The organism is Bradyrhizobium liaoningense (assembly GCF_018130955.1).
Classification (GTDB): domain Bacteria; phylum Pseudomonadota; class Alphaproteobacteria; order Rhizobiales; family Xanthobacteraceae; genus Bradyrhizobium; species Bradyrhizobium liaoningense_C.
Map to the genome: position 1 here is coordinate 1 of NZ_JAFCJM010000045.1, position 23,744 is coordinate 23,744.

General features: G+C 63.5%; 24 protein-coding genes. 9 read left to right on the forward strand and 15 right to left on the reverse strand.

All coding sequences use genetic code 11. The features are described 5' to 3' along the window. Positions 1–32 precede the first annotated feature (32 nt). On the reverse strand, positions 33–245 hold the full coding sequence (locus tag JQ632_RS28190; protein WP_212405909.1) for a hypothetical protein: 213 nt from the start codon (positions 243–245) through the stop codon (positions 33–35). A 142-nt stretch (positions 246–387) separates the two neighbouring features. Here JQ632_RS28190 and JQ632_RS28195 point away from each other — a divergent pair, with 142 nt between their 5' ends. Then, positions 388–1,263 (forward strand): ABC transporter substrate-binding protein, encoded by an 876-nt coding sequence (locus JQ632_RS28195; RefSeq protein WP_249152585.1) that lies wholly within the window; start codon positions 388–390, stop codon positions 1,261–1,263. Positions 1,264–1,376: 113 nt separating this feature from the next. Here the strand turns inward: JQ632_RS28195 and JQ632_RS28200 are convergent, their stop codons facing one another. Then, entirely contained in the window at positions 1,377–3,671 is a 2,295-nt protein-coding gene (locus JQ632_RS28200) for an alkaline phosphatase D family protein (RefSeq protein WP_212405911.1), read from the reverse strand. Positions 3,672–4,387: 716 nt separating this feature from the next. Between JQ632_RS28200 and JQ632_RS28205 the strand changes: the two genes are divergently transcribed. From JQ632_RS28205 to JQ632_RS28215, 3 genes are all read left to right on the forward strand, one after another. Continuing rightward, positions 4,388–4,591, forward strand: a complete 204-nt coding sequence (locus JQ632_RS28205; RefSeq protein WP_212405912.1) for a hypothetical protein — start codon at positions 4,388–4,390, stop codon at positions 4,589–4,591. Between the two features lie 268 nt (positions 4,592–4,859). Further along, a complete protein-coding gene (locus tag JQ632_RS28210; protein WP_212405913.1) occupies positions 4,860–6,350 on the forward strand; it encodes a metallophosphoesterase in 1,491 nt (496 codons plus the stop codon). 190 nt (positions 6,351–6,540) lie between these two features. Then, a complete protein-coding gene (locus JQ632_RS28215; protein WP_212405914.1) occupies positions 6,541–7,362 on the forward strand; it encodes a tetratricopeptide repeat protein in 822 nt (273 codons plus the stop codon). Positions 7,363–7,517: 155 nt separating this feature from the next. On the opposite strand, the gene JQ632_RS28220 is transcribed toward JQ632_RS28215, so the two are convergent. The 10 genes from JQ632_RS28220 to JQ632_RS28265 all read right to left on the reverse strand — a co-directional run bounded on the left by JQ632_RS28220 (position 7,518) and on the right by JQ632_RS28265 (position 16,455). After that, positions 7,518–8,492 carry a type II secretion system F family protein gene (locus JQ632_RS28220; RefSeq protein ID WP_212405915.1) on the reverse strand — a complete coding sequence of 325 codons (975 nt, stop codon included), beginning with the start codon at positions 8,490–8,492 and terminating at the stop codon, positions 7,518–7,520. Positions 8,493–8,501: 9 nt separating this feature from the next. Beyond that, positions 8,502–9,479, reverse strand: coding sequence for a type II secretion system F family protein (locus JQ632_RS28225; RefSeq protein ID WP_212405916.1), 978 nt, complete (start codon positions 9,477–9,479; stop codon positions 8,502–8,504). A gap of 13 nt (positions 9,480–9,492) precedes the next feature. Continuing rightward, a complete protein-coding gene (locus JQ632_RS28230; protein ID WP_212405917.1) occupies positions 9,493–10,956 on the reverse strand; it encodes a CpaF family protein in 1,464 nt (487 codons plus the stop codon). A 21-nt stretch (positions 10,957–10,977) separates the two neighbouring features. Then, entirely contained in the window at positions 10,978–12,246 is a 1,269-nt protein-coding gene (locus tag JQ632_RS28235) for an AAA family ATPase (protein ID WP_212405918.1), read from the reverse strand. Next, positions 12,243–12,980: a CpaD family pilus assembly protein gene (locus JQ632_RS28240; protein WP_212405919.1), complete on the reverse strand. Its 738-nt coding sequence runs from the start codon at positions 12,978–12,980 to the stop codon at positions 12,243–12,245. The genes JQ632_RS28235 and JQ632_RS28240 overlap by 4 nt, the downstream gene beginning before the upstream one ends. A gap of 20 nt (positions 12,981–13,000) precedes the next feature. After that, on the reverse strand, positions 13,001–14,494 hold the full coding sequence (locus JQ632_RS28245; RefSeq protein WP_249152586.1) for a type II and III secretion system protein family protein: 1,494 nt from the start codon (positions 14,492–14,494) through the stop codon (positions 13,001–13,003). Positions 14,495–14,496: 2 nt separating this feature from the next. Next, on the reverse strand, positions 14,497–15,300 hold the full coding sequence (gene cpaB, locus JQ632_RS28250; RefSeq protein ID WP_212405920.1) for a Flp pilus assembly protein CpaB: 804 nt from the start codon (positions 15,298–15,300) through the stop codon (positions 14,497–14,499). A gap of 127 nt (positions 15,301–15,427) precedes the next feature. Further along, the gene (locus JQ632_RS28255; RefSeq protein ID WP_212405921.1) at positions 15,428–15,952 is read right to left on the reverse strand and encodes a prepilin peptidase; all 525 of its coding nucleotides are present in this window, start codon (positions 15,950–15,952) and stop codon (positions 15,428–15,430) included. Between the two features lie 116 nt (positions 15,953–16,068). Further along, on the reverse strand, positions 16,069–16,215 hold the full coding sequence (locus JQ632_RS28260) for a hypothetical protein (RefSeq protein WP_212405922.1): 147 nt from the start codon (positions 16,213–16,215) through the stop codon (positions 16,069–16,071). Between the two features lie 75 nt (positions 16,216–16,290). Further along, positions 16,291–16,455: a Flp family type IVb pilin gene (locus tag JQ632_RS28265; RefSeq protein ID WP_045002505.1), complete on the reverse strand. Its 165-nt coding sequence runs from the start codon at positions 16,453–16,455 to the stop codon at positions 16,291–16,293. A gap of 276 nt (positions 16,456–16,731) precedes the next feature. On the opposite strand from JQ632_RS28265, the gene JQ632_RS28270 reads away from it, so the two are divergent. The 4 genes from JQ632_RS28270 (at position 16,732) to JQ632_RS28285 (ending at position 19,482) form a co-directional block, all read left to right on the forward strand. Beyond that, on the forward strand, positions 16,732–17,559 hold the full coding sequence (locus JQ632_RS28270; RefSeq protein WP_212405956.1) for a sterol desaturase family protein: 828 nt from the start codon (positions 16,732–16,734) through the stop codon (positions 17,557–17,559). A gap of 108 nt (positions 17,560–17,667) precedes the next feature. Continuing rightward, entirely contained in the window at positions 17,668–18,165 is a 498-nt protein-coding gene (locus tag JQ632_RS28275) for a pilus assembly protein N-terminal domain-containing protein (RefSeq protein ID WP_212405923.1), read from the forward strand. A gap of 172 nt (positions 18,166–18,337) precedes the next feature. Continuing rightward, complete coding sequence (locus JQ632_RS28280) at positions 18,338–18,880, forward strand: TadE/TadG family type IV pilus assembly protein (RefSeq protein ID WP_212405924.1); 543 nt, start codon at positions 18,338–18,340, stop codon at positions 18,878–18,880. Between the two features lie 23 nt (positions 18,881–18,903). Then, positions 18,904–19,482: a TadE/TadG family type IV pilus assembly protein gene (locus tag JQ632_RS28285; protein WP_212405925.1), complete on the forward strand. Its 579-nt coding sequence runs from the start codon at positions 18,904–18,906 to the stop codon at positions 19,480–19,482. Between the two features lie 76 nt (positions 19,483–19,558). Here the strand turns inward: JQ632_RS28285 and JQ632_RS28290 are convergent, their stop codons facing one another. From JQ632_RS28290 to JQ632_RS28300, 3 genes are all read right to left on the reverse strand, one after another. Further along, a complete protein-coding gene (locus JQ632_RS28290) occupies positions 19,559–19,771 on the reverse strand; it encodes a cold-shock protein (RefSeq protein WP_011084262.1) in 213 nt (70 codons plus the stop codon). Positions 19,772–20,033: 262 nt separating this feature from the next. Continuing rightward, positions 20,034–20,324, reverse strand: coding sequence for a translation initiation factor IF-1 (gene infA, locus JQ632_RS28295; protein ID WP_212405926.1), 291 nt, complete (start codon positions 20,322–20,324; stop codon positions 20,034–20,036). A gap of 23 nt (positions 20,325–20,347) precedes the next feature. Then, on the reverse strand, positions 20,348–21,859 hold the full coding sequence (locus JQ632_RS28300) for a DEAD/DEAH box helicase (protein ID WP_212405927.1): 1,512 nt from the start codon (positions 21,857–21,859) through the stop codon (positions 20,348–20,350). A gap of 515 nt (positions 21,860–22,374) precedes the next feature. Between JQ632_RS28300 and urtA the strand changes: the two genes are divergently transcribed. Then, positions 22,375–23,697 carry an urea ABC transporter substrate-binding protein gene (gene urtA / locus JQ632_RS28305; RefSeq protein ID WP_212405928.1) on the forward strand — a complete coding sequence of 441 codons (1,323 nt, stop codon included), beginning with the start codon at positions 22,375–22,377 and terminating at the stop codon, positions 23,695–23,697. The last annotated feature ends 47 nt before the right edge of the window (positions 23,698–23,744 follow it).

The window sequence follows — 23,744 nt, forward strand, 5'->3', positions numbered from 1 at the left end:
TCTCCGTCGATGGCCGCTTCACCTCGACGGAATCACGGTTCGCTCGGCTCCTCAAGACAGTTCTGCAACAAAATCGGCCCTGAGGTGAAGTCGTGCAGAAGCTCACTGAGGTCCGCTATCAGAGGTGAAGCGGATTCCACCCAGTAGGCTGTTGCAATCGCCGCTTTTGGCCCAAAGCCGTCATACGGCATGCGCTGCATTTGCGACGCAACAAGTACGCCCATCGTGAGTGCGGCCACAATCAAGACATGATATTCTGCGCGACGTCGTCCTCAAGCCGTTGTGAGGATCGCAATGAAGCGGCGGGAGTTCATAGCGGCTACTGCGGCGCTGCTCGTTTCGCCACCACGCTTGCGGGCGCAAGGGCCGCCTCGCCGGATCGGTTTCTTGATCCCTTACTTCAGACAGTCAGGTCGCGACGCGTGGCGCAGCGGCTTGCGTGAAAAAGGCTGGATCGAGGGCAAGAACCTGCTCGTCGAGTATCGTTACTATGTCGAAACTCCGGATCGCGTATCGGCTCTAGCGGCCGAACTCGTCGCCATCAACCCCGATCTGATAATTGCCGTCGGGCCGCAAGCAGCCCTAGCCCTGAAATCGGCAACTGCCACCATTCCGATTGTCTTCGTGGCTGTGGCCGATCCCGTGGCGCTCGGACTCGTCCAAACCCTCTCGCATCCGGGCGGCAACATCACCGGCCTTACGACCTTCGTGCCGGGAGATTTCTTGGCAAAACGTATAGAAATCATCCGGGAATTGGTGCCTGGCGCCTCGAAAATTGCCCTCTTGGTCAATCCGAATAACCCACTCCACAGATTGGCGCTGGCCGAGGAGGCGCCTCGCGCGGCGCGGAACCTGGGCGCCGCTCTCCTGATAGTTGAGGCGACCACGCCCGAGGAAATTGATGCCGCCTTTGCCTCGGCCGCCGCCCAGCACGCCGATGCCATAGTTGATCTTAATGATCCTCTGACCAATTCCCAGGGTCCGCGAGTTGTCGCACTCGCTGCGAAGCATAATCTGCCCGCGAGTTATCTTTTCCGACACGACGCGATTGGCGGATTGATCGTCTATGGCCCCGATGTACCCGATCTATTTCGCCGCGCAGGCGACTACGTCGATAAGGTCCTCAAAGGCACCAAGCCTGCTGATCTGCCGGTCGAGCAGCCGACCAAATTCGAGCTGGTGATCAACATGAAGACTGCCAAAGCGCTTGGCCTGACCGTACCACCGTCGTTGCTCGCTCGCGCTGACGAGGTGATCGAATAAAGAGGCTGTATGCTGCGGCGCGAGTCCGCTGCTGGCCCCTTTGGACATACCGACGGCCCCTGAAAAAGTCCGCTTGTGGCGGAAGAGGTAGCACAAGCGGGCCACGGCCCACCTCACACGAAGTGGAAGTCGTTGGCGTGGTTGGCAGTGAGCTCCGCGGAGGTGACGCCGGCAAGGGTGATCGTGTCATGGTCACCGACCTTGATGATCGCTCCGTCCGGGCTATCCGAGATCGCGCCCTGCAGCGCCGCCCAGTCGGAAAAGACCGACTTGCTGAATTCTATGACGTCGTGGTCAGCGCCTGCAGCGACGAAGTCGGCGATCGCGTCCGCCCCGGGGTCTTTGGAAAAGACGAAGGTATCGTTGCCGGATCCACCGAAGAGAACGTCGTTGCCGGCGCCGCCGTCGATTCGATCGTTGCCGTTCTGGCCGTAGAGCGTGTCGTTGCCGTCACGGCCGAAAATTCGGTCATTTCCGTCACCGCCGTAGACGACGTCATTGCCTTGTCCACCGTCCAGGTAGTCGTTGCCGCCTTTGCCGTCGATCACGTCATTGCCGCCGGCGCCGATGATGACGTCAGCTCCATCAGTCGCGCTCAGCGCATCGCTCTTGTCGGTGCCAATGATCGAGTCTGATGTCGGCGTCACGCTGAACTGGCTGACGATCGCCGGGGTCCGCGCCAGGATCTGATCCGGATGGGCGGCGAGGTCGGCGGCCGTATAGGTCGGTATCCCCCAGGTCGTAACGAGTAGCTGTCCGGTTGCAGGATCGATGTTGAAATCGGTCCAGCCATAGTCGTGTCCGACGAAATAATCGCCCTGCAACAGCGTGGCATGGATCGGGCCACCGCTCTCCAGCCCGATCGGATCGTAGCCCAGCTTGGTCATGTATCCGTTGAGGATCGCCTTGTCGAAGTCGTCCTTGTCATTGGGAATGCTGTCGGTATCCGGCGCGTTCGGCAGGCTGTTATACAACGCGAACTGCTGTGGGGTGATCAGGCCGAGTTGAAGCGCGGCCGCGGGCAGAAATGGTGCGAACGAACCGGCAGCCGCAGCCATGGCGACCACCTCGAACGCGCCGCTCTTGACCTGTGGACCGCCGAGCGTCTCTTGATAGGTCAGGTTATTGACCGAGGTCCAATGCTGGTCTGCGGATACGAACACCACGTTCTCGATGTGATTGTCGGCGATGAACTTCAAGAGCGCGTCGCGCTCGGCCGCATAGCCTTCGAAGCGGTCGCCAGGGCTGAGGACTGGACCGAAATTCTGGATCGGCTCCGGCACCATGACGAACTTCCAGGTGACGCCGTTGTCTCGGGCGTCGAGAAGGTCGTGCTCCACGCGCGCGAACTGGACGTCGCCCAGGACGCTGCGGCTTGGATCGAACGAGGCGGTCAGGAATTGCGAAATCTGGGCCGGGTCGAGCGGATTTGTCGGCGCCGGAAGCTCTGCATCCCGGAAAGTGCGCTCATCGGTCACAATGATCGCCGCATCGGACCCATACGTGTCGTAGCGATAGAGATCGGGCGCACCGTCAAAGAGAGGTTCGCCGGTGCCGCCGTAGGTCCGGTTCTCGATTGCGTTGTATTCAGTGAAAGCCTGCAGACCGTTCGAATACAGGGGCGTTTCATTGATGAAATCGCCTGGCTGACCGGCGAATTGCGGATCGCTGCTCGGTGACGCGCCGCCGGCAAAGTTGTTGGTGACCTCGTGATCGTCGATCATGGCGAGGACCGGCGTATTGGCTTGCAAGTCCGCCCAGTAGTTGAAGCCGAGATGGCTGCTGTAGATCTCGTCATGCGCAAGCCGGAACTCGTCCAGCGTGGTGGCCGCCGGCGGCGGTATGTCGGCGTAGACGGTGTCGCCGAGCTTCACCACCAGATCGAGGTCTGCCGCCGCGGCATTCTTGATCGAGACAAACGGAGCGAGTTCGCTGTGCAGATCGGCGACGAGGGCGAAGTGGAATCCGTCATGGGCGCCGAGTTCACTGGCGGTAGTAAAGCTGCCCTGGAGCGCATCGCCGGACGCGTCGATGACACGATAGAAGTAGTGTTGACCCGCTTTGAGATGGTCGAATTCGACTTTCACAGGCACCAGCGGGTTGGCCACCGTGAGGTGCTGGCTCTTCACATGGTGGAAGGAGGGATCGGTCGAGATCTGGAAGATCAACTCGCCGGTCTCGATCGCCCGCGCCCACAGGACCGCCGAGGTCTGAGTGACATCGCCGGAGGCAACTCCATCCGGAAACGCAGCCGTGCTCGATGCGCCTTGCAGCACGATCTGCGACGGAGGCGCTGGCGCGTTGAGGCTGCCGGCGAAGCTCAACGCATCGAAGCCTGTGCCCGCGCCAAAAGTATCAGACTCAGTGAGATCAATCAGTCCATCGGGACGTATGCGAAAACCCTTCATCGTATGACCTCGCGACTAACAGCAAAGTTTACGTGAGGAGCGCTTGAAAGCCGTCTTACGTCCACCGCCGGCGGAAGGGGCTGCGGGACGCGCTCGCGCATTGCTCTGTCTTGGGTCAAGTTCCTCCATACGAAGTGAACACAACCAGAAGACCTGCAGGCATATGGGCCCAAGCGTAGAGCAGCATACCGCCGAGTGATCGCACGAACCATTGAAAAAATAGGCCAGCAACGCTGCTACAGAAGGCGCTCGCAGTGCGCCGAAATAGGCATTGTTATTTTTTGCTATCGGGATTGGCGGCGGATCGGTGGAGCGGGTCGAGGCGACGTAATCGATCTCACTGCTTGAGTGCCGATATTATGGGACTCCCCGTTGTTTCTACCCCGACGAGAAAACCTAGGCATGAGGGAGCGCGCTTGACCTACGGATTTACATTTCCTCCACTCGGGCTGCCCGAATGATTAGTGTAGCCGGGGATTTTCGTCCGTAGGCGACGGGGTGATCGAACCAGAGTGGCGACTTCCGCCTCTGGGCCCAACTCGGACCTCTGACTCCGCTATTGCGCTGCTATAAGGGCGCAGCGGACCTAATACGCGCCCTGACTGCGTGGGTTGATATAGTACACTCCCTAGGGACCTACATGCTAGGTTCCGGCAAAAATTGCCCCGCGGACACCGCGGGCCGAGTAACTGCAGGACGCGCCGGGAGGAAGTTTGATGGAAATACTGTGGAGCATCGTCGCGTTTCTTGGCCTCGCCGTCGAAGCGGTATTCGCCTATGTCGAACATCATCACTGGATCTTTGCGTTCCTAGCCGGCGGCTACATCTTCTACCTGCACGACCGTGCCATCCACGCCCGCTTCGATGCGCTCGACAAGCGCATCGACGAGATCAGGAAGCGGCTCGCCATCGAATATTGAACGGGCCGGCGAAACCTTTTGCAACCTCGGCTCGTATTTGATCCTGAGAACCGTCGTTCGCAGGACCTTGGACGAAGTGCGTCTAGGGCTTTACTAACGTTGTGGTTGTGGCATAGTCGCGACATATTTTAGATTGTGGATGTGCCGTAGCACGTTCTTGCGCGACCGCGCGCGGCGGCCTCCCGATCGGTGCGACTGAAGCGGATTAGCCGAAAGGCATTTTGTTCAGGCCTTGAGCGACGCACCATTTGCGATGAGGCGGCGCGACATGGATAGGTCATTCGTCATTGCGCATTTGTCCGACCTGCACCTCGATGGATCAGGTCGGCTGCAACAGGCGATCGAGGGCCTCATCGCAACCATCCGGGAGACGATGGCGGAATTCGCCGACGTGCCGGACCGCATCCTGCTGATCACGGGAGACCTCGTCAGCGAGCCGACGCCGCGTGCGCTCGACGAAGCGCTTTCGGTCATCGCGACGTTTCGGCAGACCGGCGTCTTCACCGACATCCAGGCGGTCGCCGGCAACCGCGACGTCAGGCCGCTCGGCCTGCTCGGCCGCCGCCACGACAGCTACGATTATCTCAACCTGCCGAGGACATCGAAGAACGTCTATTATCGCCAGTCCGGACTGGATCTCGTGCTGCTCGATTCCAACGCGGCGAGGCTTCCCAACGGCAAATTCGACCAGCGCACCTATCATGCCGTCGTGGCGCAGTCGGCCCGGCTGAGCGCCGAGCTCGCCGGCAGTCTGAGCGCCGATGGCCGCGCGGACTATATCGAGCCTGCCGAGAATCTGGTGCGCGTGCTGGCACTGCATCATCATCCGCTGCCGCAGGCGACCGGCGAGGGCAAGCGCTTCCTGGGCAATCCCGACGAGCCCATGATGTATCTCGCAAGCCCCGCCACCTTTCTCGAGGCGGCAACGTCCCTCAACGTCAATTTCATCCTGCACGGCCACCGGCACGTCGAAGGGCTGACGCGGTATTCGATCCCCAATCCGCGCGCCACGGCGAGCGGAGAGGCCGAGGATTTCTGGCGCACGCTCTATGTGCTGTCCTGTCCGTCGTCGACGGGGCAGGGGGGCGACGACGCCGGCTTCAACATCGTCCATTTCGGCCCGTCTCCTCGCTTTGCCGGGCGGCGATACGGCTTCTCGGTCATCAGGTATTCGCGACCGCGCGACGATGGATCGTTCCACCGGCTCGACGGCAACTTGCCCGATGGCATCATCCACCTGCCCGCCGAACGGGACTTTTGCCGCGATCCGGCATTCCAGGCGGCGATCGATCTGTCGTCCTGCGAGATGCCGAAGAGCGAACAGATCGTTTCGATCGCCTGTCGACTGCTGAAGCGCCGGGCCTTCTACGACGACGGAGAGGACTGGGCCTACGCACTTCACGCAGCTCTCGCCACCTCGCGCGTCTGGAGCGATCTCGACGGCCAGATCCCGAGATCCGGCGCGCCACGCGACGGCGGCGCGCTCGCGACGGTCGGGCTGCTCCTGGACCGGCTGATTGACCAGGCCGCCGACGTGCTCGGCATCGATGGCGAGGAGCTCGACGATCTCCGCGCCAAGCGCCTGATCGAGCAGGCCGACATCATGCGCGAATTGCCGAGGACGCCCCGCAATGGGCTGGATCTCGCCGCCCAGCGGCAGCAGCGGCTTGGCACGCTACGCGAACTGAACGCGCAGGTGCGAGCACTGGGCGCTGATCTCGATCTCGGTGGCCCTCCTTCGGCCGGAACGCCACGCTGAGGCCAGAGATTCCGTTCCGATTTTATCGGAACGGAATCTCCAGACTCTGTTTTGACGCGTTTTCTTGACGCGAACCGGCGTCCACTTCGCTTGAAAACGCGCATGGCGCTGACGTTAACCGCCCGTTAGGGTTAACAGTCTATTGCTGGCGCGTTCGGCTCGATCAATCGGCTCGAGAGTCCTTAGCGTCATGCGTCATCGGTACAGTTTTGCCCGGCTCCTTGCGTCCACCTCGCTGGTTGCGGCGTTGGCGGCAGGCCTCGGCGGCTGCACGGCGATGTCCAAGATCTCCGACAACGTCACCGGGTCCGTCAGCCCGCGTGCCGAAGCCGCGGCCGCCCCCGCCGATCCCGCGCGTGCGACTGAAGTCTATGGCGAGCGCTATCGCGCCAACCCGAAGGACGCCGAGGCCGCGCTGGCCTACGGCCAGGCGCTGCGCGCCAATGGCCAGCGGGCGCAGGCGGTCGCGGTGCTCGAGCAGGCGACCATCGCCCATCCCGGCAACAAGGCGCTACTTGCGCTCTACGGCCGCGCGCTCGCCGACAACGGAAACTTCCAGACCGCCTTCGACGTGCTGTCGAAGGCGCATTCGCCCGACAATCCCGACTGGCGCCTGCTCTCTGTGCAGGGCACCGCGCTCGACCAGATGGGCAAGCACGAGGATGCGCGCCGCTATTACCTCAGCGCGCTGAAGATCGCGCCCGGCGAGCCGAGCGTGCTCTCCAATCTCGGCCTGTCCTACATGCTGTCGAAGGACCTGCCGAAGGCCGAGGAGACGCTGCGGCAGGCCTATGCGTCGCCGCGCGCGAGCGCGCGCGTGCGGCAGAATCTCGGTCTCGTGGTGGGGCTCCAGGGCCGCTTCGCGGAGGCCGAGACCATCGTCAAGGCCGACCTGCCGCCGGACGAGGCCGCGGCCAACGTCGCCTATCTGAAGGACATGCTGAACCGCAACGAAGCGCCGCGCGGCGCTTCGAAGCGGACGCCGGTCGCCTCGCTCAATCAGCCTGACTGATCAAACCCGTCGTTGACGAGCCGGCACGGCGCGGATGCGCCGCAACGTCGATTTGTTCTGCCGTGTCAGTCGGTTCGTGATATCCGCCGCGCATCAGGCCGGCAGGCGCCGGCTACTTTGCATGGGGTTGTTTTCGAGCTTTTGGTGCCCGCGCCTTAGTGCAACTCGGCGACCTTGATGCCGGTCGGTCCGAGAATGACCACGAACAGCACCGGCAGGAAGAACAGGATCATCGGCACCGTCAGCTTCGGCGGCAGCGCGGCCGCCTTCTTCTCGGCCTCGTTCATGCGCATGTCGCGATTTTCCTGCGCCATCACGCGCAAGGAGTGGCCGAGCGGCGTGCCGTAGCGTTCGGCCTGCTGAAGCGCGAGACAGACCGATTTGACGCCCTCGAGGCCGGTGCGGCGCGCCAGATTCTCGTAGGCGACCTTGCGGTCCTGAAGGTAGGACAGTTCGGCGGTGGTCAGCGTGAATTCTTCCGAGAGCGCGATCGACTGTCCCACGATCTCGGTGGCGACCTTGCGGAACGCCATCTCGACCGACATGCCGGATTCGATGCAGATCAAGAGCAGGTCGAGTGCGTCGGGAAAGGCGCGCTTGATCGAGAGCTGGCGCTTCGAGATCGCGTTCCTCAGGAACAGCATCGGCGCCTGGAGCCCAAGATAGGCCGCGCCGACGCAGAGGCCGATCTTGACCGGCATCGCCTGCTGCATGCGGGAGATCAGGAATACGTATAGGATCGAGCCCACGAACAACACCAGCGGCGCCACCATGCGGGCGAACAGGAAGGTGATGTAGGGCGCCTGGCCGCGATAGCCCGCCATGATGAGCTTTTCGCGCGCGGCTTCCTGCGCGAGCCATTTGGTGAGGTTGAAGTCCTCGACGACCTTGGAGACGAGCTGCTTCGGAGTTTGCCGCAGCGAAACCTTTTCGCTCTTGGAGAGCCGGTCGCGTTCGCGCTGGCGGATGCGCTCGCGCTCGTTCGCCACCGCCTTCATGCGCTTGGAAAGGCCTTCGCCGGCGAACAGCGGCATGATCAGCGTGTAGACGGTGGCGCTGGCGGCAATGGCCGCCAGCAGCATGGTCATGAAGCGGACGTCGTGCAGTTTAGCGACGAGGAACTCGACCATGCGGCACCATCAGAAGTCGAAGTTGATCATTTTCTTCATCACCATGATGCCGATCGACATCCAGATGACGCAGCCGACCAGCATGAGCTGTCCGGTCGGGTGGGTCCACAGCAGCGAGATGTAGCCGGGCGTCGTGAGGTAGACGAGAAACATGACGATGGGCGGCAGCGAGCCGATGATGCCGGCCGACGCCTTGGCCTCCATCGACATCGCCTGGATCTTCTCTTTCATCTTCTTGCGGTCGCGCAGCACCTTGGAGAGGTTGCCGAGCGCCTCGGAGAGGTTGCCGCCGGATTTTTGCTGGATCGAGACGACGATGCCGAAGAAGTTCGCCTCCGGCAGCGGCATGCGGTCGTAGAGGCGCGCACAGGCCTCGCCAAGCGGCATGCCGATCGCCTGCGTCTCGATGATGGCCAGGAACTCGCTGCGCAGCGGCTCCGGTGAATCGGCGGCGACGACCTTGATCGATTCGAACAGCGGCAAGCCGGCCTTGATGCCGCGGACGATCACGTCGACGGCGTCGGGCAGTGCGGCCAGGAACTTTGTTTCGCGCCGCTTCTTCAGGAAGCTGAGCATCCAGCGCGGCAGGCCGAAGCCCGCGGCAAAGGCGAGGCCGACGGCACCCAACAGGCCGCCGCCGCCCAACATCACCATGAAGAAGAACGCGCCGGCGAGCACGGCGGACACGACGTAGAATTTCTTCGGCGTCCAGTCGAGGCCGGCCTGCTGCAGGCGGATGTTGAGCGGAACGCTCTTCTCCTGCTGGCGCCGCGCTTCGAGATCCTTGAGCGTGCTCTCGACTTGCTCGCGGCGGGAACGCTGGCTCTTCTCGGCCTGCCGCGCCGCGGCGGGCTCGGTGCGTGCGATGGAGGCACGGCGGCTTTCCGCCTTCCGTTCGCCCGAGAGCAGCGGATACAGGAACACCCACGCGATGCCGCCGACGGCGGCGGTCGCGAGGAAGGCGAGGGCGAGCACTTGCATGTTCATGGCGCGCTATCCCTCAGGCCTTCGCCGCCACTTCCGCGGCATCGAGCGCCGCGGCGAGCCGCTTCTCCTCGCCATAGTAGCGGGCGCGTTCCCAGAAGCGCGGACGGCCGATGCCGGTCGAGCGATGCCGGCCGATGATCTTGCCGTTGGCGTCCTCGCCCATCAGGTCGTAGATGAAGATGTCCTGGGTGATGATGGTGTCGCCTTCCATGCCCATCACCTCGGTGATGTGGGTGATGCGGCGCGAGCCGTCGCGCAGGCGGGCGGCCTGGATGATGACGTCGATCGAGGCGCAGATCATCTCGCGAATTGTCCGCGAAGGAAGAGAAAAGCCGCCCATCGTGATCATGGATTCGCAGCGCGACAGCGCCTCGCGGGGATTGTTGGCGTGCAGCGTGCCCATCGAGCCGTCATGGCCCGTGTTCATGGCCTGCAGCAGGTCGAAGGCTTCGGGTCCGCGGACCTCGCCGACGATGATGCGTTCGGGGCGCATGCGCAGACAGTTGCGCACCAATTCGCGCATGGTCACCTGGCCTTCGCCCTCGATGTTCGGCGGGCGGGTTTCCAGGCGGACCACGTGGGGCTGCTGGAGCTGGAGCTCGGCGGCGTCCTCGCAGGTGATGACGCGCTCGTCGTGCTCGATATAGTTGGTCATGCAGTTGAGCAGCGTCGTCTTGCCCGAGCCGGTACCGCCGGAGATCAGCACGTTGCAGCGGCTGCGGCCGATGATTTGCAGGATCTCGGCGCCTTCAGGCGTGATCGCGCCGAACTTGACGAGCTGATCCAGCGTCAGCTTGTCCTTCTTGAACTTTCGGATGGTGAGTGCGGGGCCGTCGATCGACAGCGGCGGCACGATGGCGTTGACGCGGGAGCCGTCGGCGAGGCGCGCGTCGCAGATCGGCGAGGATTCGTCGACGCGCCGGCCGACCTGGCTGACGATGCGCTGGCAGATATTGAGGAGCTGCTGGTTGTCGCGGAAGCGGATACCGGTGCGCTGGATCTTGCCGGCGACTTCGATGTAGACCGTGTTGGCGCCGTTGACCATGATGTCGGCGATGTCGTCGCGCGACAGCAGCGGCTCGAGCGGCCCGTAACCGAGCACGTCGTTGCAGATGTCGTCGAGCAGCTCTTCCTGCTCGGCGATCGACATCACGATGTTCTTGATCGCGATGATCTCGTTGACGATGTCGCGGATTTCCTCGCGTGCGGACTCCGAGTCCAGCTTGGCGAGCTGGGCGAGGTCGATCGCCTCGATCAGGGCGCCGAAGATCGTCGCCTTGACCTCGTAGTAATTGTCGGAGCGGCGGTTCTCCATGGTCGGGGTGGGCCTGGCCGGCGCAAGCGGCGGCGAGGCGACGGCCGGCGGGGGCGGCGCGCGCGAAACGGCCGGCGCCGGAGCCGATTGAGGCTCTGGCGACCCGGCGCCGGGCTTGGGGGCCCGAAAATCGGTGTCTGTTCCGCTACGCTTACCGAACACTTAACAACTCCTTGCGGTGGCCTATTTTCCCCGCAACTTCTCAATCAGAGGTGAAAGGAAGGACGACCTTTGCTTCTTGCTCTCGCTGCGGCCGGTCAGGCGCTGCGCGATCTGGAGGAACATCTCGATCGACTTATGATTGGCCGAGATTTCCGCGATCATCTGGCCGTTATTGGCCGCAGAACCGAAGGTTTGCGGCTCGAACGGGATCGACACGATCGGCTGGCATTCGATCGCCTTGGCGAACTCCGTGGCGGCGATTTCCGGCCGTTTCGGCACGCCGACCTGGTTCAGGCAGTAGAGCGGCGGGCGGTCGTTGGGACGGGAGGCCTTCAGGAGGTCGAACAGGTTCTTGGTGTTGCGCAGGTTCGCCAGATCGGGTGCGGCCACGATCAGGATGTCGTCGGCCGCGATCAGCGCGCGCTTGGTCCAGCCCGTCCACTGATGCGGGATGTCCAGCACGATGCAGGGCATGGTCGAGCGCAACGTGTCGAAGACGGAGTCGAAGGCGTCGGTGCCGAAGTCGTAGACCCGGTCGAGTGTCGCCGGCGCCGCCAGCAGGCTCAGATGGTCGGTGCATTTCGACAGCAGCCGGTCGATGAAGGCCGTGTCGACGCGGTCCGGCGAGAACACGGCGTCCGCGATGCCCTGCGGCGGGTCCTGGTTGTAGTCGAGCCCGGCGGTGCCGAAGGCGAGGTCGAGATCGGCGACGACGGCGTCCATGGCGAGGTCGCGGGCGATCGCCCAGGCGACGTTGTGGGCGATGGTGGACGCGCCGACCCCGCCCTTGGCGCCGACCACCGCGATGATCCGGCCGACCGCCTTGGCTTCAGGCGCCGAGAACAGGTTGCAGATCGAGCGGACGACGTCGATGGGGCCCACCGGCGCCAGCACGTAGTCGCTGACGCCACGGCGCACCAGCTCCCGATAGAGCGTGACGTCGTTGATGCGCCCGATCACGATGACCCGGGTGCCGGCATCGCAGACGGTGGCGAGCTGGTCGAGCCCGCCCAGCATGTCGGTGCGGGCGTCGGCCTCCAGCACGATCACGTTCGGCGTGGGCGCGGTGCGGTAGGCTTCGATCGCAGCCGCCATGCCGCCCATCTGGATCTTCAGATGGGCCTTGCCGAGGCGTCGATCCTCGCCGGCCGATTGCACGGCAGCAGCCGTTTCCACGGTCTCGCAGAAGGCCTGCACGGACACGCGGGGCGCGGGCGCAATATGCTCCTCGACCGGCGGCGGCGCGGCCTGCGGCTGCTCGTCTTGAGTCTGGCGCGCGTAGCTGATCATTTGCCGGTGTCGCTCAGTTTGGCCTTGTCGGCTTCTGGATAGGTGGTCGCCGTCGACGTGCCCTTGCGATACTTGTCGAAGGCGATGTTACGACGCGTCGTGTAGGCTGGCGTTTCCGGCCGCGGCTGCTCGAGATCCGACGGATTGTCGACCATCGCGGCGAGGTTGCGCTGCGCGGCGCAGCCGAAATTGTAGTACGACTTGTTCTCGAACCAGCTCTTGTTCTTGATCGAGGGGCCGAGATCTTCCGGCCACAGGCCGCAGGGGCCGGCGACGGCGGCGATCTTCGAGTAGGTCAGCCGGATCGGCGGCAGGAAGCGCGAATCTTCCGGACGATAGCGCCGCACCATAACGCCGCGCGGCGGAATGCCGGCCGCCGCCAGCATCGCCTGGATCTCGCGCAGCGAGTCTGCGGCGGCGCGCGCATTCGGCGTATCGGAGGGAACGTCGACATGGATCGCGCCGGTGCCCTCGTGCAGCCAGGTCGAGGCGAGGCCCATGACGTCGGCGCGCTGGGCCGCGGTCAGGCCACCACGTGCATGGCCGACGAACACGACGATGGAGCGGTTCTGCTCCTCGATCGCGATCGGGTGACGTTGCTTGTAATCGTCCGGAATCGAGGCGACGACCTCGGTTTCGGTGTGCGTGCAGGCGCCGAGCGCCACGGCAATGCCGATCAGCGCGAGGCCGAGGCGGGCGGCACGCTTGCGATCGAGGGGTTGTCTTGCGGTCATTGTATAGTTCCCGTTCCGCCTCAGTCGGTGATGAAGCCGTAGGTGCCGCGATAGTTGCGCGCCGGGTCGGCCCGGCGCGGCACGCCATAGATGCGGTTGATGTTGCCGAGCAGCTCTGCCTGCGGGTCGGCGGGCGCCGCAAAACCGTCATCCGGGCGCGACAGGTCCTTCTGCGCGACCGCGCGGACGACGTAAGGCGTCACCAGCACCATCAGCTCGGTCTGGTTGTTGACGTAATCGCGGCTGCGGAACAGCGTTCCGAGCAGCGGCAGCTGCATCAGACCCGGCAATCCGTTGATCGCCTGCTTGGTTTGCTCCTGGATCAGGCCGGCCATGGCCATCGAGCCGCCGGACGGAATCTCCAGCGTGGTCTCGGCGCGGCGGGTCTTGATTGACGGGACGGTCAGCGAGTTGACCGAGGTCGAGGTGACGGCCTGCGACAGCGTGATCGAGTTGTCGTTCGACAGCTCCGAGACTTCGGTCATCACGCGCAGGCTGATCCGGCCCTCGGTCATCACGACCGGGGTGAAATTGAGGGAGATACCGAACTTCTTGAAGCTGATCTGGGTGGTACAGACATGCGTGGTGGGATCGCACGCATAGCCTGCCGGCACCGGAAACTCGCCGCCGGCGATGAAGGTCGCCGATTCGCCCGAGATCGCGGTGAGGTTCGGCTCGGCGAGCGTGCGCACGACGCCGGCGCTCTCCATCGCGCGCAGAGTGGCAGACACCGTTGGGGTCGCGCCGAACGACGTGGAGAGGTTGTTGCCGGACACCAGGTTGCGGCCGTAGGCGGTGAACGGGTTGGCGTTGCTGAAGTTCACCACCGCAGTGCCGTAATTGAGGTTGGCGGAGAGATCGATGCCGAGCTGCTTGATGATGTTGCGCGCGACTTCGGCGACCGTCACCTTGAGCATGACTTGGTCACGGCCGCGAACCACGATCGAATTCACCACCTTGTCGGCGCCGCCGGCAAGGCGCGAGGCGATATCGTTGGCCTGCTGCGCCTCGAGCGGGCTCTGCACCGTGCCGGTGAGGACAACGCCTTCGCCGAGGCCGTCGATCTGGACGTCGGAATTGGGCAGGATCTGCTTCAGCGCGGCGCGAGCGCCGTTGAGGTCACGCTTGACGGCGATGTCGTAGGCCGCGATCTGCTGCCCGGCGGAATCGAAGAACACGATGTTGGTCTGGCCGACCGCGGCCCCGATGATGTAGGCGCGCTGCGCCGAGCGCACCACCGCATTGGCGATCTTGGGATCTGCGACCAGCACGTCCTTGATGTCGCGCGGCAGGTCGATCACGATCGACTTGCCGACGCCGAGCGACAGGAAACGCGCGTTCATCTGGCCGTCGGACGCCGAGGCCTGCGGTACCGGGCGATAATCGGCGGCGATGACCGGCGTGAGCGCCGGGTTGAGAATCAGCGCGGTTGCGGCCGAAAACGACAGGGCGCGGACCATCATGGTCCGCAAGCTCGCCGTGGTGACCCTGCAATTCATGTCGAAAGTCCTCATCGTCACTTCTGTGCCGTCATCTGGCTCGGCACGCCGAACCGGATGATCGAGATGCTCTCGCCGCGCCTGCGGGCAGGCTCATCCGGCGTGTTGTCCTTGGCGTTGACGTCGGCAATGCTGCGCAGCGCCAGCGACAGCGTGCCGCTCTGGCGCGCCCGGGCGAGCGTCTCGGTCTGTTCCGGCTTGAGCTCGAGCAGTACGGTCCGGCCGACGACGGCGTTCTGGCCGTCCTTCTCCTTCGGCGCCTGGTCGATCGCCAGCACGCGGATGTTGGACAGCAGCACCTCGGCGGTGATGAGGTCGCCGGCGCTGCTGGCGCGATCCGGGTTCTTGTCGCGCCGGGTCAGCAGGATGTCGACGCGGTCGTTGGGCAGGATGAAGCCGCCGGCGCCGGTCTCGGGAGAGATCTCGGTGGAGACCGCGCGCATGCCGCTCGGCAGGATCGCGGCCATGAAGCCGGAGCCCTCGGCCCTGACCAGCTTCTGGTCGCGGATCGGCTCACCCTGGATGAAGGGGGCGCGCGCGATCGCGCCGACGACCTGGGTGTTGCCGTCGGGACGTTCGTTGCGGCGGATGAAGGTGGCGCTGGCGGTTGCCGCCGGCCAGCTCTGCCATTGGACGTCTTCCGGCTTGACGGGCTGGCCGAGGCCGATGTCGGTCTTGGCCACGAGCACGTCGACGGTGGGAAGCTGAACGACCGGCGCGGCGGGGGGCGGCGCGGAATTGTCGGAGCCGCTCGCCAGGTACGCGGCGATGCCGCCGGCACCGATAGCGACCGTCAGTACGACAATGCGTGCGGTATTCATACGCTTCACTTCCCAACTAAACGCCGCGACGCTGCCGCCGCCGTGTTCGCAGTTGAGCAGTTATTCGTCAAAGCATGGTTAATGAGCCGTATCTAAATCGCCTTAACGCCGGGTTACCCCGGTGCGCTCAGCGCAGCGCGAGGTGAGCGAGATCAATCGCCTTCACCCATTCCGTCTCCGGGTAGACCATCAACGCGCCGAGCGCGAGCGCGATGCCGTAGGGGATACCGGTCTCCTTGGCGTGCAGCCGCGCGAGCCAGGTCTGCCCGGCAAGCCCGAAAGGCAGCGGCCATTGCCTGAACTGGAGCAGGAGCAGGGTCAGCGCGCCGCCGAACAGCGAGGCGTAGAGCGCGAAGTCCATCAGATGCGCAAAGCCGAACCAAAGCGCGACGGAGGCTGCGACTTTCGCATCGCCGCCGCCGACCCAGCCCATCGCAAAGCAGGTGAACGTCACGGCCAGGACCAGCGCGCCGGCGCCGACATGGGTCATGACGTCGTAGGGCGTCATGCCGCCGGCGACGGCGACGATGAAGAAGCCGGCGACCAGCGCCAGCGACACCCGGTTCGAAATCGTCATGGTGAAGAGGTCGCTCGCCGCGGCAAACGCTATCAGGGCCGGAAAGAGCATGAGGCGCGCGAAGTCGAGGATCATGGGCTGCTTCTTGAGGCCGTACTGGTGGCGCGGGATCGGAGCGTCGCCGAATTCTAGACGGCAGTGCTAAACAAACCGAAAACGGCACAGCGGCTCGTCCGGACGCGGCGCTCGCCTCACCACACGCTGGCGATGCGCGCGGCCAGCGCAACGAGCGCCAGCAGCAGCGCCAGGCAGACCCAATACGCCGGCGCCTCGGTCGGCGACGTGCCGCTCGCGGCCGCACCAAGGGCGGCATCCGGATCTACTCTACGCAACGCCACGGGAACCCCGACTACTCCTGAGAAAAACAAAGGCCCCGAAGGGTTCCGGGGCTTTTGCTGCAGATAGGCCGTCGCTTACTTCAGCGAGCTGCTGATCGAACCGAACTTGGCGTTCAGCGTGGTGCCGAGGTTGTTGACGACGGTGATGATGGCGAGCGCGATGCCGGCGGCGATCAGGCCGTATTCGATGGCGGTGGCACCGGATTCGTCTTTCACGAAACGCGCGATAAGGTTCTTCATAAGCAAAACTCCATTTGGGATCTGGTGGCCTCGTTCGGGGCTGGTCTCAGCGCGTCGAGGATGAGAGCCGAGCTCTTTCGGTAGGGTTAATTCGATCGTGGAAACGCGATCGTGACGGGCAGCTTTTAACCAGAGTGAATTTCGCCTTAAGGCGTTCGCTGCAATTCTGTTGTTCGCAACGAAGCGCGCCGGAAACCCTCGGAAACAAGCGACTTCACGCTCCCTTAAAGTTCGGGGAGTAGGCGTGAGGGATCAGGAATCGGAGTTACGGCGATGATGTCGAGCCTGCCCGTGCAAGTCGCCTTGATGCTGGGCGAGACCATCACCAAGGTCGTTCCCATCACCTTCGCGCTCGCCGTGGTCTTCACCGTGCTCGAGCATGTCTGGGCCTGCAATCCCGGCGCACCCTGGTGGCGCAAGCGGGAGATCGTCACCGACATCTGCTACTGGTTCTTCGTTCCGGTGTTCGCGCGCACGATGCGGATCGGCCTCCTGATTGTCGGCGCCGGCGTCGTCTTCAACATCCACGATCCCGACGAGCTCATCGCCTTCTACGACAACGGCCACGGCCCGCTCTCGGAGCTGCCCCTGTGGATGCAGGGCGTGCTGTTCCTCGTCCTGTCGGACTTCATGCTCTACTGGCTGCACCGGCAGTTCCACGGCGGCGGCTTCTGGAAGTACCACGCGGTCCACCACTCCTCGGAAGAGCTCGGCTGGATCTCGGCGGCGCGCTTCCACCCCGTCAACCTGATGCTGGGCACGATCAGCGTCGACGTGCTGCTCCTGATGGCCGGCATCTCGCCGAACGTCATGATCTGGGTCGGGCCCTTCACGACCTTCCATTCGGCCTTTGTCCACGCCAACCTCAACTGGACGTTCGGGCCGTTCAAATATTTGCTGGCGACGCCGGTGTTCCACCGCTGGCATCACACCTCGCTCGAAGAGGGCGGCAACACCAATTTCGCGGGCACCTTCCCGATCTGGGACGTGCTGTTCGGGACCTTCCGGATGCCGGACAATGAGCTTCCGAAGGAATACGGTAAGGACGAGGCCGCCATGCCGGGGGAGTTCGGCGGTCAATTGGCCTATCCGTTCAGACAATAGGCTTTGTATTTGCGGAACGTTCACGAATTGACGTCAGGTTAGCCGGGTCGGGCGCCGGCACCGCTCGTGTATCGCCTTTGCCGGCCAGTTCACGTCCCGGGGTTGAGTATGCGTAAAGAGTATCTGCGCCATCGTGCGCGCGTCTGTTTGCTGGTTGCGGCCGCCGTCCTGGCGTCGCCGGCAGCCGTCCTTGCCGAATCCACCACTGACGCCATCGCGGTGAATGTCGACCAGGCCAAGCTCGTGAGGCTGCCCGGCAAGGTGGCGACCATCGTGGTCGGCAATCCCATGATCGCGGACGTGACGCTGCAGCCCGGCGGCATGATCGTGGTGACCGGCAAGGGCTATGGCGCGACCAACTTCATCGCGCTGGACCGCGGCGGCGAGATTCTCGTCGATCGCCAGATCCAGGTCGAGGGCCCGAGCGACCGGCTCGTCACCGTCTATCGCGGCGTCGAGCGCGAATCATATAGCTGTATGCCGGTCTGCCAGCGCCGCGTGACGCTCGGCGACAGCGATACCTACTTCAACAACACGATGGGCCAGGCCGGCGCGCTGAGCAGCACGGCGGCGGGCAACGCCGGCGGCGCGGGCAAGACCAACTAGCCTGATCGTGATGCAGGCAGGGTGCGGTGACCGCGCCCGCCTGGCTGCGACCAAACATGGTTAATGCTTCCTTGACGGCCCACGTCGCCGCAGTCCGGCCGCCGGAAACACTCTAACAATTACTTTCGGCTAAGACGGGGCAGAAGATCGCTGCCGCTGGGGATTTCTCGCGATGCTGCCCGTCGCCTCGAAGTTGACGCTCCCGAACATTCTGCGCCGCTTCCGCCGCAATCGCCGCGGATCCGCGGCGATCGAATTCGCGCTGGTTGCGCCGGTGTTCTTCGCGCTGCTGTTTGCGATCATCGAGACCGCGATCATGTTCTTCGCGAGCCAGGTGCTCGAGACCGTCACGCAGAACTCCGCGCGCATGATCCTGACCGGCCAGGCCCAGACCGGCTCCTACACGCAAACGCAGTTCAAGACCTATGTCTGCACTCAAATTCCGGCGCTGTTCGACTGCAACAGCCTTTATGTCGACGTGCAGAGCTACTCGACGTCGTTTTCCTCGGTGACCATCGACAGTCACATCGATTCCGCCGGCAACTTCAACACGTCCATGGGCTACAGTCCCGGCAGTGCCGGCGACGTCGTCGTGGTGCGACTGTTCTACCAGTGGCCGCTGTTCGTGACCGGGCTCGGCCTGAACATCTCCAATCTCGCCGGCAACAAGCGGTTGCTCGTGGCGACCGCGGCCTTCAAGAACGAACCCTACTAGGATCAATCGGATTGAGCGGAACGATGCAGGCGATTGCTAAAATCTGGCGGACCACCCGTCTCTCCGTTGAAGGTTTCACTGCCGACAGCCAAGCGCTGGCTGCGACCGAATTCGCCGTCATCGTGCCGCTGATGCTGGTGATGTTCTTCGGCACCGTCGAGTTCTCCTCGGCGGTTGCGATCGATCGCAAGGTGACGCTGATGGCGCGGACGCTGTCCGACCTCACCTCGCAGTCGACCTCGGTCGGCGACACCGACATGACCAATTTCTTCGCCGCCTCGACCGGCATCATGACGCCGTATGACAAGAACCTGGTCGTGGCGACGGTCCACGAACTCTATGTCGATCCCTCGACGTTGCAGGCTCGCGTGCAGTGGAGCAAGGGAGCGGTCCCGAAGACGGCAGGCACCGTGGTAAGCATCCCCACGACGCTGGCGATCGGCGGCACCTATCTGATCTTCAGCGAGGTCAGCTACACCTACACGCCCTCGGTCAAGTTCGTGCTCCAGAGCGGGATCAGTCTGAGCGACGTCGCCTATACCCGTCCGCGCCAGTCGATCTGCGTCTATTACAGCCCGTCGACGACCTGCACGACGACTTGAGCCCAAATCGCCTGCATACGAAAAAGGCCGTGCGGAGCGCACGGCCTTTTGTTTGTCCGGTTCGCTTGAGCCCGGCTCAGCCCGCGGAGCGGAGATTGTCGGCAGCCGACTTGCCGGAGCGGCGATCGGCGACGATCTCGTAGGAGATCTTCTGGCCTTCGCGCAGCGTGCCGAGACCGGCACGTTCCACGGCGCTGATGTGCACGAACACGTCCTTGCCGCCGTCATCGGGCTGGATGAAGCCGAAGCCCTTGGTCGCGTTAAACCACTTCACGGTTCCCATGCTCACGGGGGTAGTCCTTCTCAGATATGCAGTATCGAAGCCCACTTTCGCAGGCGGGTTAGATCGAATTTCTGGAAGGGTCGTCAGCGTGTCTGAACCGGCTGTACCGGTGGATGCTAATGTCGTCCGGCCGAAAATCGATTAAATTCATTTTATTGGAAATAGGGCCTCAAAACAATCCTGACGCGCACGAATTTTTGATCCGCCGCAGTCAAGCGGCGGACCCCATGCAGGTCAGGTCGTCAAGCTCCCCGCGAGCGGGGTCTTATTACCTGCGGCGGAACTGTCCGCCGCGCTGCGGGCCTCCCCGCGGCGGACCGCCAGCGCCCGCAGGACGTTCGTCCTTGTGGCGGAATATCAGCCGGCCCTTCTCCAGATCGTAGGGCGACATCTCGACCGTCACGCGGTCGCCCGCCAGCGTCTTGATGCGATTCTTTTTCATCTTGCCGGCGGTGTAGGCAACGATCTCGTGTCCGGCATCGAGCTGCACGCGGTAGCGTGCGTCGGGGAGGATTTCGGTGACCAGTCCTTCGAACTGGATCAGCTCTTCCTTAGCCATGGTTGTCTCCAGGTCCTGGACGGCTAGTGCGAATAGGGCTTGCGGTTCGGGTTGCCGTTCGGGCGACTCTCACGGCGCAAAAATGCAACGCCTTGTATCCCATCAGGCTTGCCAGCGCCATGCGCGGGACGCTGTTCCTGCCGATCATTCGGTGCAGAATTCGGCTTGCCACCGGAACGGCGGCGGCGAGACCCGTTGCTCGACTTCTGGCCGTCGCCAGGCCGTCCGGCACCGTGCCTTGAGTCGCCATGCCTTGAGTCGCCATGTCTTGAGTCGCCATGTCTTGCGTTGCCCGGTCGTGCGCCTTGCGGCCGAGACCCGGGGCGTCCGGCCCGGTGCTGGTGGGGCGCGGCGGGCGACTTGGCATGCGCCGCCTCGCGGCCGGCGTCGGTGCGGTGGTCCTCCCGGGGCAGCGCGACGCGGATCAGCCGCTCGATGTCGCGGAGGTAGCTGAGCTCCTCGCCGCCGGCGACCAGCGAGATGGCGATGCCGTCGGCGCCGGCGCGCGCGGTGCGGCCAATGCGGTGGACATAGGTCTCGGGGACGTTGGGCAAGTCGAAATTGATCACATGGCTGATGCCGTCGACGTCGATGCCGCGGGCGGCGATGTCGGTGGCGACCAGCGTGCGGATCTCGCCAGAGCGGAACGCGGCGAGCGTCCGCTCGCGATGGTTCTGCGACTTGTTGCCGTGGATGGCGTTGGCGGCGATGCCGGCCTTGGCGAGGCTCTTCACCACCTTGTCCGCGCCGTGCTTGGTGCGGGTGAAGACCAGTGCGCGGTTGATCGGCTCGTCCTTCAAAAGCTTGGTCAGGACGGCGGGCTTGGCCGAGAAGTCGACCTGGATGATCCGCTGCTGGATACGCTCGGCCGTCGAGGAGACCGGGGTGACCGCGACGCGCGCGGGATCGCGCAGCATCGAATCCGCCAGCTCAGCGATGTCCTTCGGCATGGTGGCCGAGAAGAACAGCGTCTGCCGCTTGATCGGCAGCTTGGCAACGATTTTGCGGATGTCGTTGATGAAGCCCATGTCGAGCATGCGGTCGGCCTCGTCGAGCACGAGGAACTCGACGCTGGAAAGCTTGAGCCCGTTGCTCTGCACGAGGTCGAGCAGGCGGCCCGGGGTGGCGACCAGCACGTCGACACCCTGCATCAGCGAGCGGACCTGGCGGCCCATCGGCACGCCGCCGATGGCGAGGGTCGAGCTCAGGCGGATATGGCGGCCATAGGCGTTGAAGCTGTCGAGGATCTGGCCGGACAATTCGCGGGTCGGCGAGAGCACCAGCACGCGGCAGGTCTTGGGCTGCGGCCTGATCCGGTTCTCGAGCAGGCGGTGCAGGATCGGCAGCGCGAAGGAGGCGGTCTTGCCGGTGCCGGTCTGGGCGATGCCGACGACGTCGCGGCCGGTCAGTGCGAACGGGATGGTCTGGGCCTGGATGGGGGTGGGGGTGACGTAGTTCTCTTCTTTGAGAGCGCGCGAAATGGGATCGGCCAGGCCGAAATCCTGAAAGGAAGTCAAAAGAGGGGTTCTTTCCATGTCAAAAGCGCTCGCTCTCGCAGCTTTGGCGAAGCGCGCGCTGAAGGGTGTCGAGAGGACACCTGCGTGTTTGGGGTGTCGGATGAGCTAGCTGAAAGGGGCAAGCCAGACGCCCACGGAGCTTGAGAACACGGGGGCTTAAGAACACGCGGCTTGCTACGACCCATTGATTCGCAAGGGGTCTCGAACCCTCATATGGAACATCGAAGGGGCACTTTCAAGGCAGGAGCGGCGTTTGGGTCAATATTGCCTTGCCAGGACAATGCCGGATTTTTAGCCAAGATGCTCAATTTGATCAAAAATTAGACTGTCTGCCGCATAAGCATACATTTTCTTAGCTCAATAAATAGGCAGTTTGAGCGTGGCGAATTCTTGATTGCGGCCAAATTGACATGAAATAACAGTAGCTTGGCCTTCATCTCCCCCATGGCATGGTTCTTGCGATTCCATTAACCGCAGGCGGCCGTGGGGCCGTTTCGCAGCGTTTTCACGTCTGCGTCAGGGAGATGTACCTTATGCTTACTAAATCAACTCACGATATAGCGGCGCCATTCAGCCGCCGCGGCTTGCTCGCCGCGACCGCCGGACTGATGCTCGGTCTGGCCTCCATTACCGGCGCCAAGGCCGTGGACGACACCATCAAGGTCGGCGTGCTGCACTCTCTGTCCGGCACCATGGCCATCAGCGAAACCACGCTGAAGGACACCATCCTCTTCCTGATCGACGAGCAGAACAAGAAGGGCGGCGTACTCGGCAAGAAGCTCGAGGCCGTCGTCGTCGATCCCGCCTCGAACTGGCCGCTGTTCGCTGAAAAGGCCCGCGAGCTGATCACCAAGGACAAGGTCTCGGTCGTGTTCGGCTGCTGGACCTCGGTGTCGCGCAAGTCCGTGCTCCCCGTGTTCAAGGAGCTGAACAACATCCTGTTCTACCCCGTGCAGTACGAGGGTGAGGAGAGCGAGCGCAACGTGTTCTACACCGGTGCCGCGCCGAACCAGCAGGCGATTCCGGCGGTCGACTACCTGATGAAGGACGAGAAGGTGAAGCGCTGGGTGCTCGCCGGCACCGACTACGTCTATCCGCGCACCACCAACAAGATCCTGGAAGCCTACCTGAAGTCGAAGGGTGTGGCCCAGGAGGACATCATGATCAACTACACGCCGTTCGGTCACTCCGACTGGCAGACGATCGTGGCCGACATCAAGAAGTTCGGCTCGGCCGGCAAGAAGACCGCCGTGGTCTCGACCATCAACGGCGACGCCAACGTTCCCTTCTACAAGGAACTCGGCAACCAGGGCATCAAGGCGACCGACATTCCGGTGGTTGCGTTCTCGGTGGGTGAAGAAGAACTCGCCGGCATCGACACCAAGCCGCTGCTCGGCCATCTCGCCGCCTGGAACTACTTCCAGTCGATCAAGGACCCGGAGAACGAGAAGTTCATCAAGGCCTGGCAGGCCTACACCAAGAATCCGAAGCGCGTGACCAACGACCCGATGGAAGCGCACGTGATCGGTTTCGACATGTGGGTAAAGGCGGTGGAGAAGGTGAAGTCGACCGATCCGGACAAGGTGATCGACGCGCTTCCCGGTATCGAAGCCAAGAACCTGACCGGCGGTACCTCGAAGATGCTGCCGAACCACCACATCACCAAGCCGGTGTTCATCGGCGAGATCAAGGCGAACGGCCAGTTCGACGTGGTCTGGAAGACCCCTGGCCTCGTTCCGGGCGACGCCTGGTCGAAGGAGCTCGATGGCTCCAAGGACCTGATCGGCGACTGGGTCGAGAAGAAGTGCGGCAACTACAACACCAAGACCAACAAGTGCCTGGGTTCGGGCTCCTGATCCGGACTTGATTGATAGCACGACCGGAGAAGGCGGCCATCCCGCCG

Bases quoted from the DNA above. Each gene is read 5' to 3' on its own strand.
- JQ632_RS28200 (WP_212405911.1), bottom strand. From the start codon at position 3,671: ATGAAGGGTTTTCGCATACGTCCCGATGGACTGATTGATCTCACTGAG.
- JQ632_RS28205 (WP_212405912.1), top strand. From the start codon at position 4,388: ATGGAAATACTGTGGAGCATCGTCGCGTTTCTTGGCCTCGCCGTCGAA.
- JQ632_RS28210 (WP_212405913.1), top strand. From the start codon at position 4,860: ATGGATAGGTCATTCGTCATTGCGCATTTGTCCGACCTGCACCTCGAT.
- JQ632_RS28215 (WP_212405914.1), top strand. From the start codon at position 6,541: ATGCGTCATCGGTACAGTTTTGCCCGGCTCCTTGCGTCCACCTCGCTG.
- JQ632_RS28220 (WP_212405915.1), bottom strand. From the start codon at position 8,492: ATGGTCGAGTTCCTCGTCGCTAAACTGCACGACGTCCGCTTCATGACC.
- JQ632_RS28225 (WP_212405916.1), bottom strand. From the start codon at position 9,479: ATGAACATGCAAGTGCTCGCCCTCGCCTTCCTCGCGACCGCCGCCGTC.
- JQ632_RS28235 (WP_212405918.1), bottom strand. From the start codon at position 12,246: ATGATCAGCTACGCGCGCCAGACTCAAGACGAGCAGCCGCAGGCCGCG.
- JQ632_RS28240 (WP_212405919.1), bottom strand. From the start codon at position 12,980: ATGACCGCAAGACAACCCCTCGATCGCAAGCGTGCCGCCCGCCTCGGC.
- JQ632_RS28245 (WP_249152586.1), bottom strand. From the start codon at position 14,494: ATGAGGACTTTCGACATGAATTGCAGGGTCACCACGGCGAGCTTGCGG.
- cpaB (WP_212405920.1), bottom strand. From the start codon at position 15,300: ATGAATACCGCACGCATTGTCGTACTGACGGTCGCTATCGGTGCCGGC.
- JQ632_RS28255 (WP_212405921.1), bottom strand. From the start codon at position 15,952: ATGATCCTCGACTTCGCGCGCCTCATGCTCTTTCCGGCCCTGATAGCG.
- JQ632_RS28265 (WP_045002505.1), bottom strand. From the start codon at position 16,455: ATGAAGAACCTTATCGCGCGTTTCGTGAAAGACGAATCCGGTGCCACC.
- JQ632_RS28270 (WP_212405956.1), top strand. From the start codon at position 16,732: ATGTCGAGCCTGCCCGTGCAAGTCGCCTTGATGCTGGGCGAGACCATC.
- JQ632_RS28275 (WP_212405923.1), top strand. From the start codon at position 17,668: ATGCGTAAAGAGTATCTGCGCCATCGTGCGCGCGTCTGTTTGCTGGTT.
- JQ632_RS28280 (WP_212405924.1), top strand. From the start codon at position 18,338: ATGCTGCCCGTCGCCTCGAAGTTGACGCTCCCGAACATTCTGCGCCGC.
- JQ632_RS28285 (WP_212405925.1), top strand. From the start codon at position 18,904: ATGCAGGCGATTGCTAAAATCTGGCGGACCACCCGTCTCTCCGTTGAA.
- infA (WP_212405926.1), bottom strand. From the start codon at position 20,324: ATGGCTAAGGAAGAGCTGATCCAGTTCGAAGGACTGGTCACCGAAATC.
- JQ632_RS28300 (WP_212405927.1), bottom strand. From the start codon at position 21,859: ATGGAAAGAACCCCTCTTTTGACTTCCTTTCAGGATTTCGGCCTGGCC.
- urtA (WP_212405928.1), top strand. From the start codon at position 22,375: ATGCTTACTAAATCAACTCACGATATAGCGGCGCCATTCAGCCGCCGC.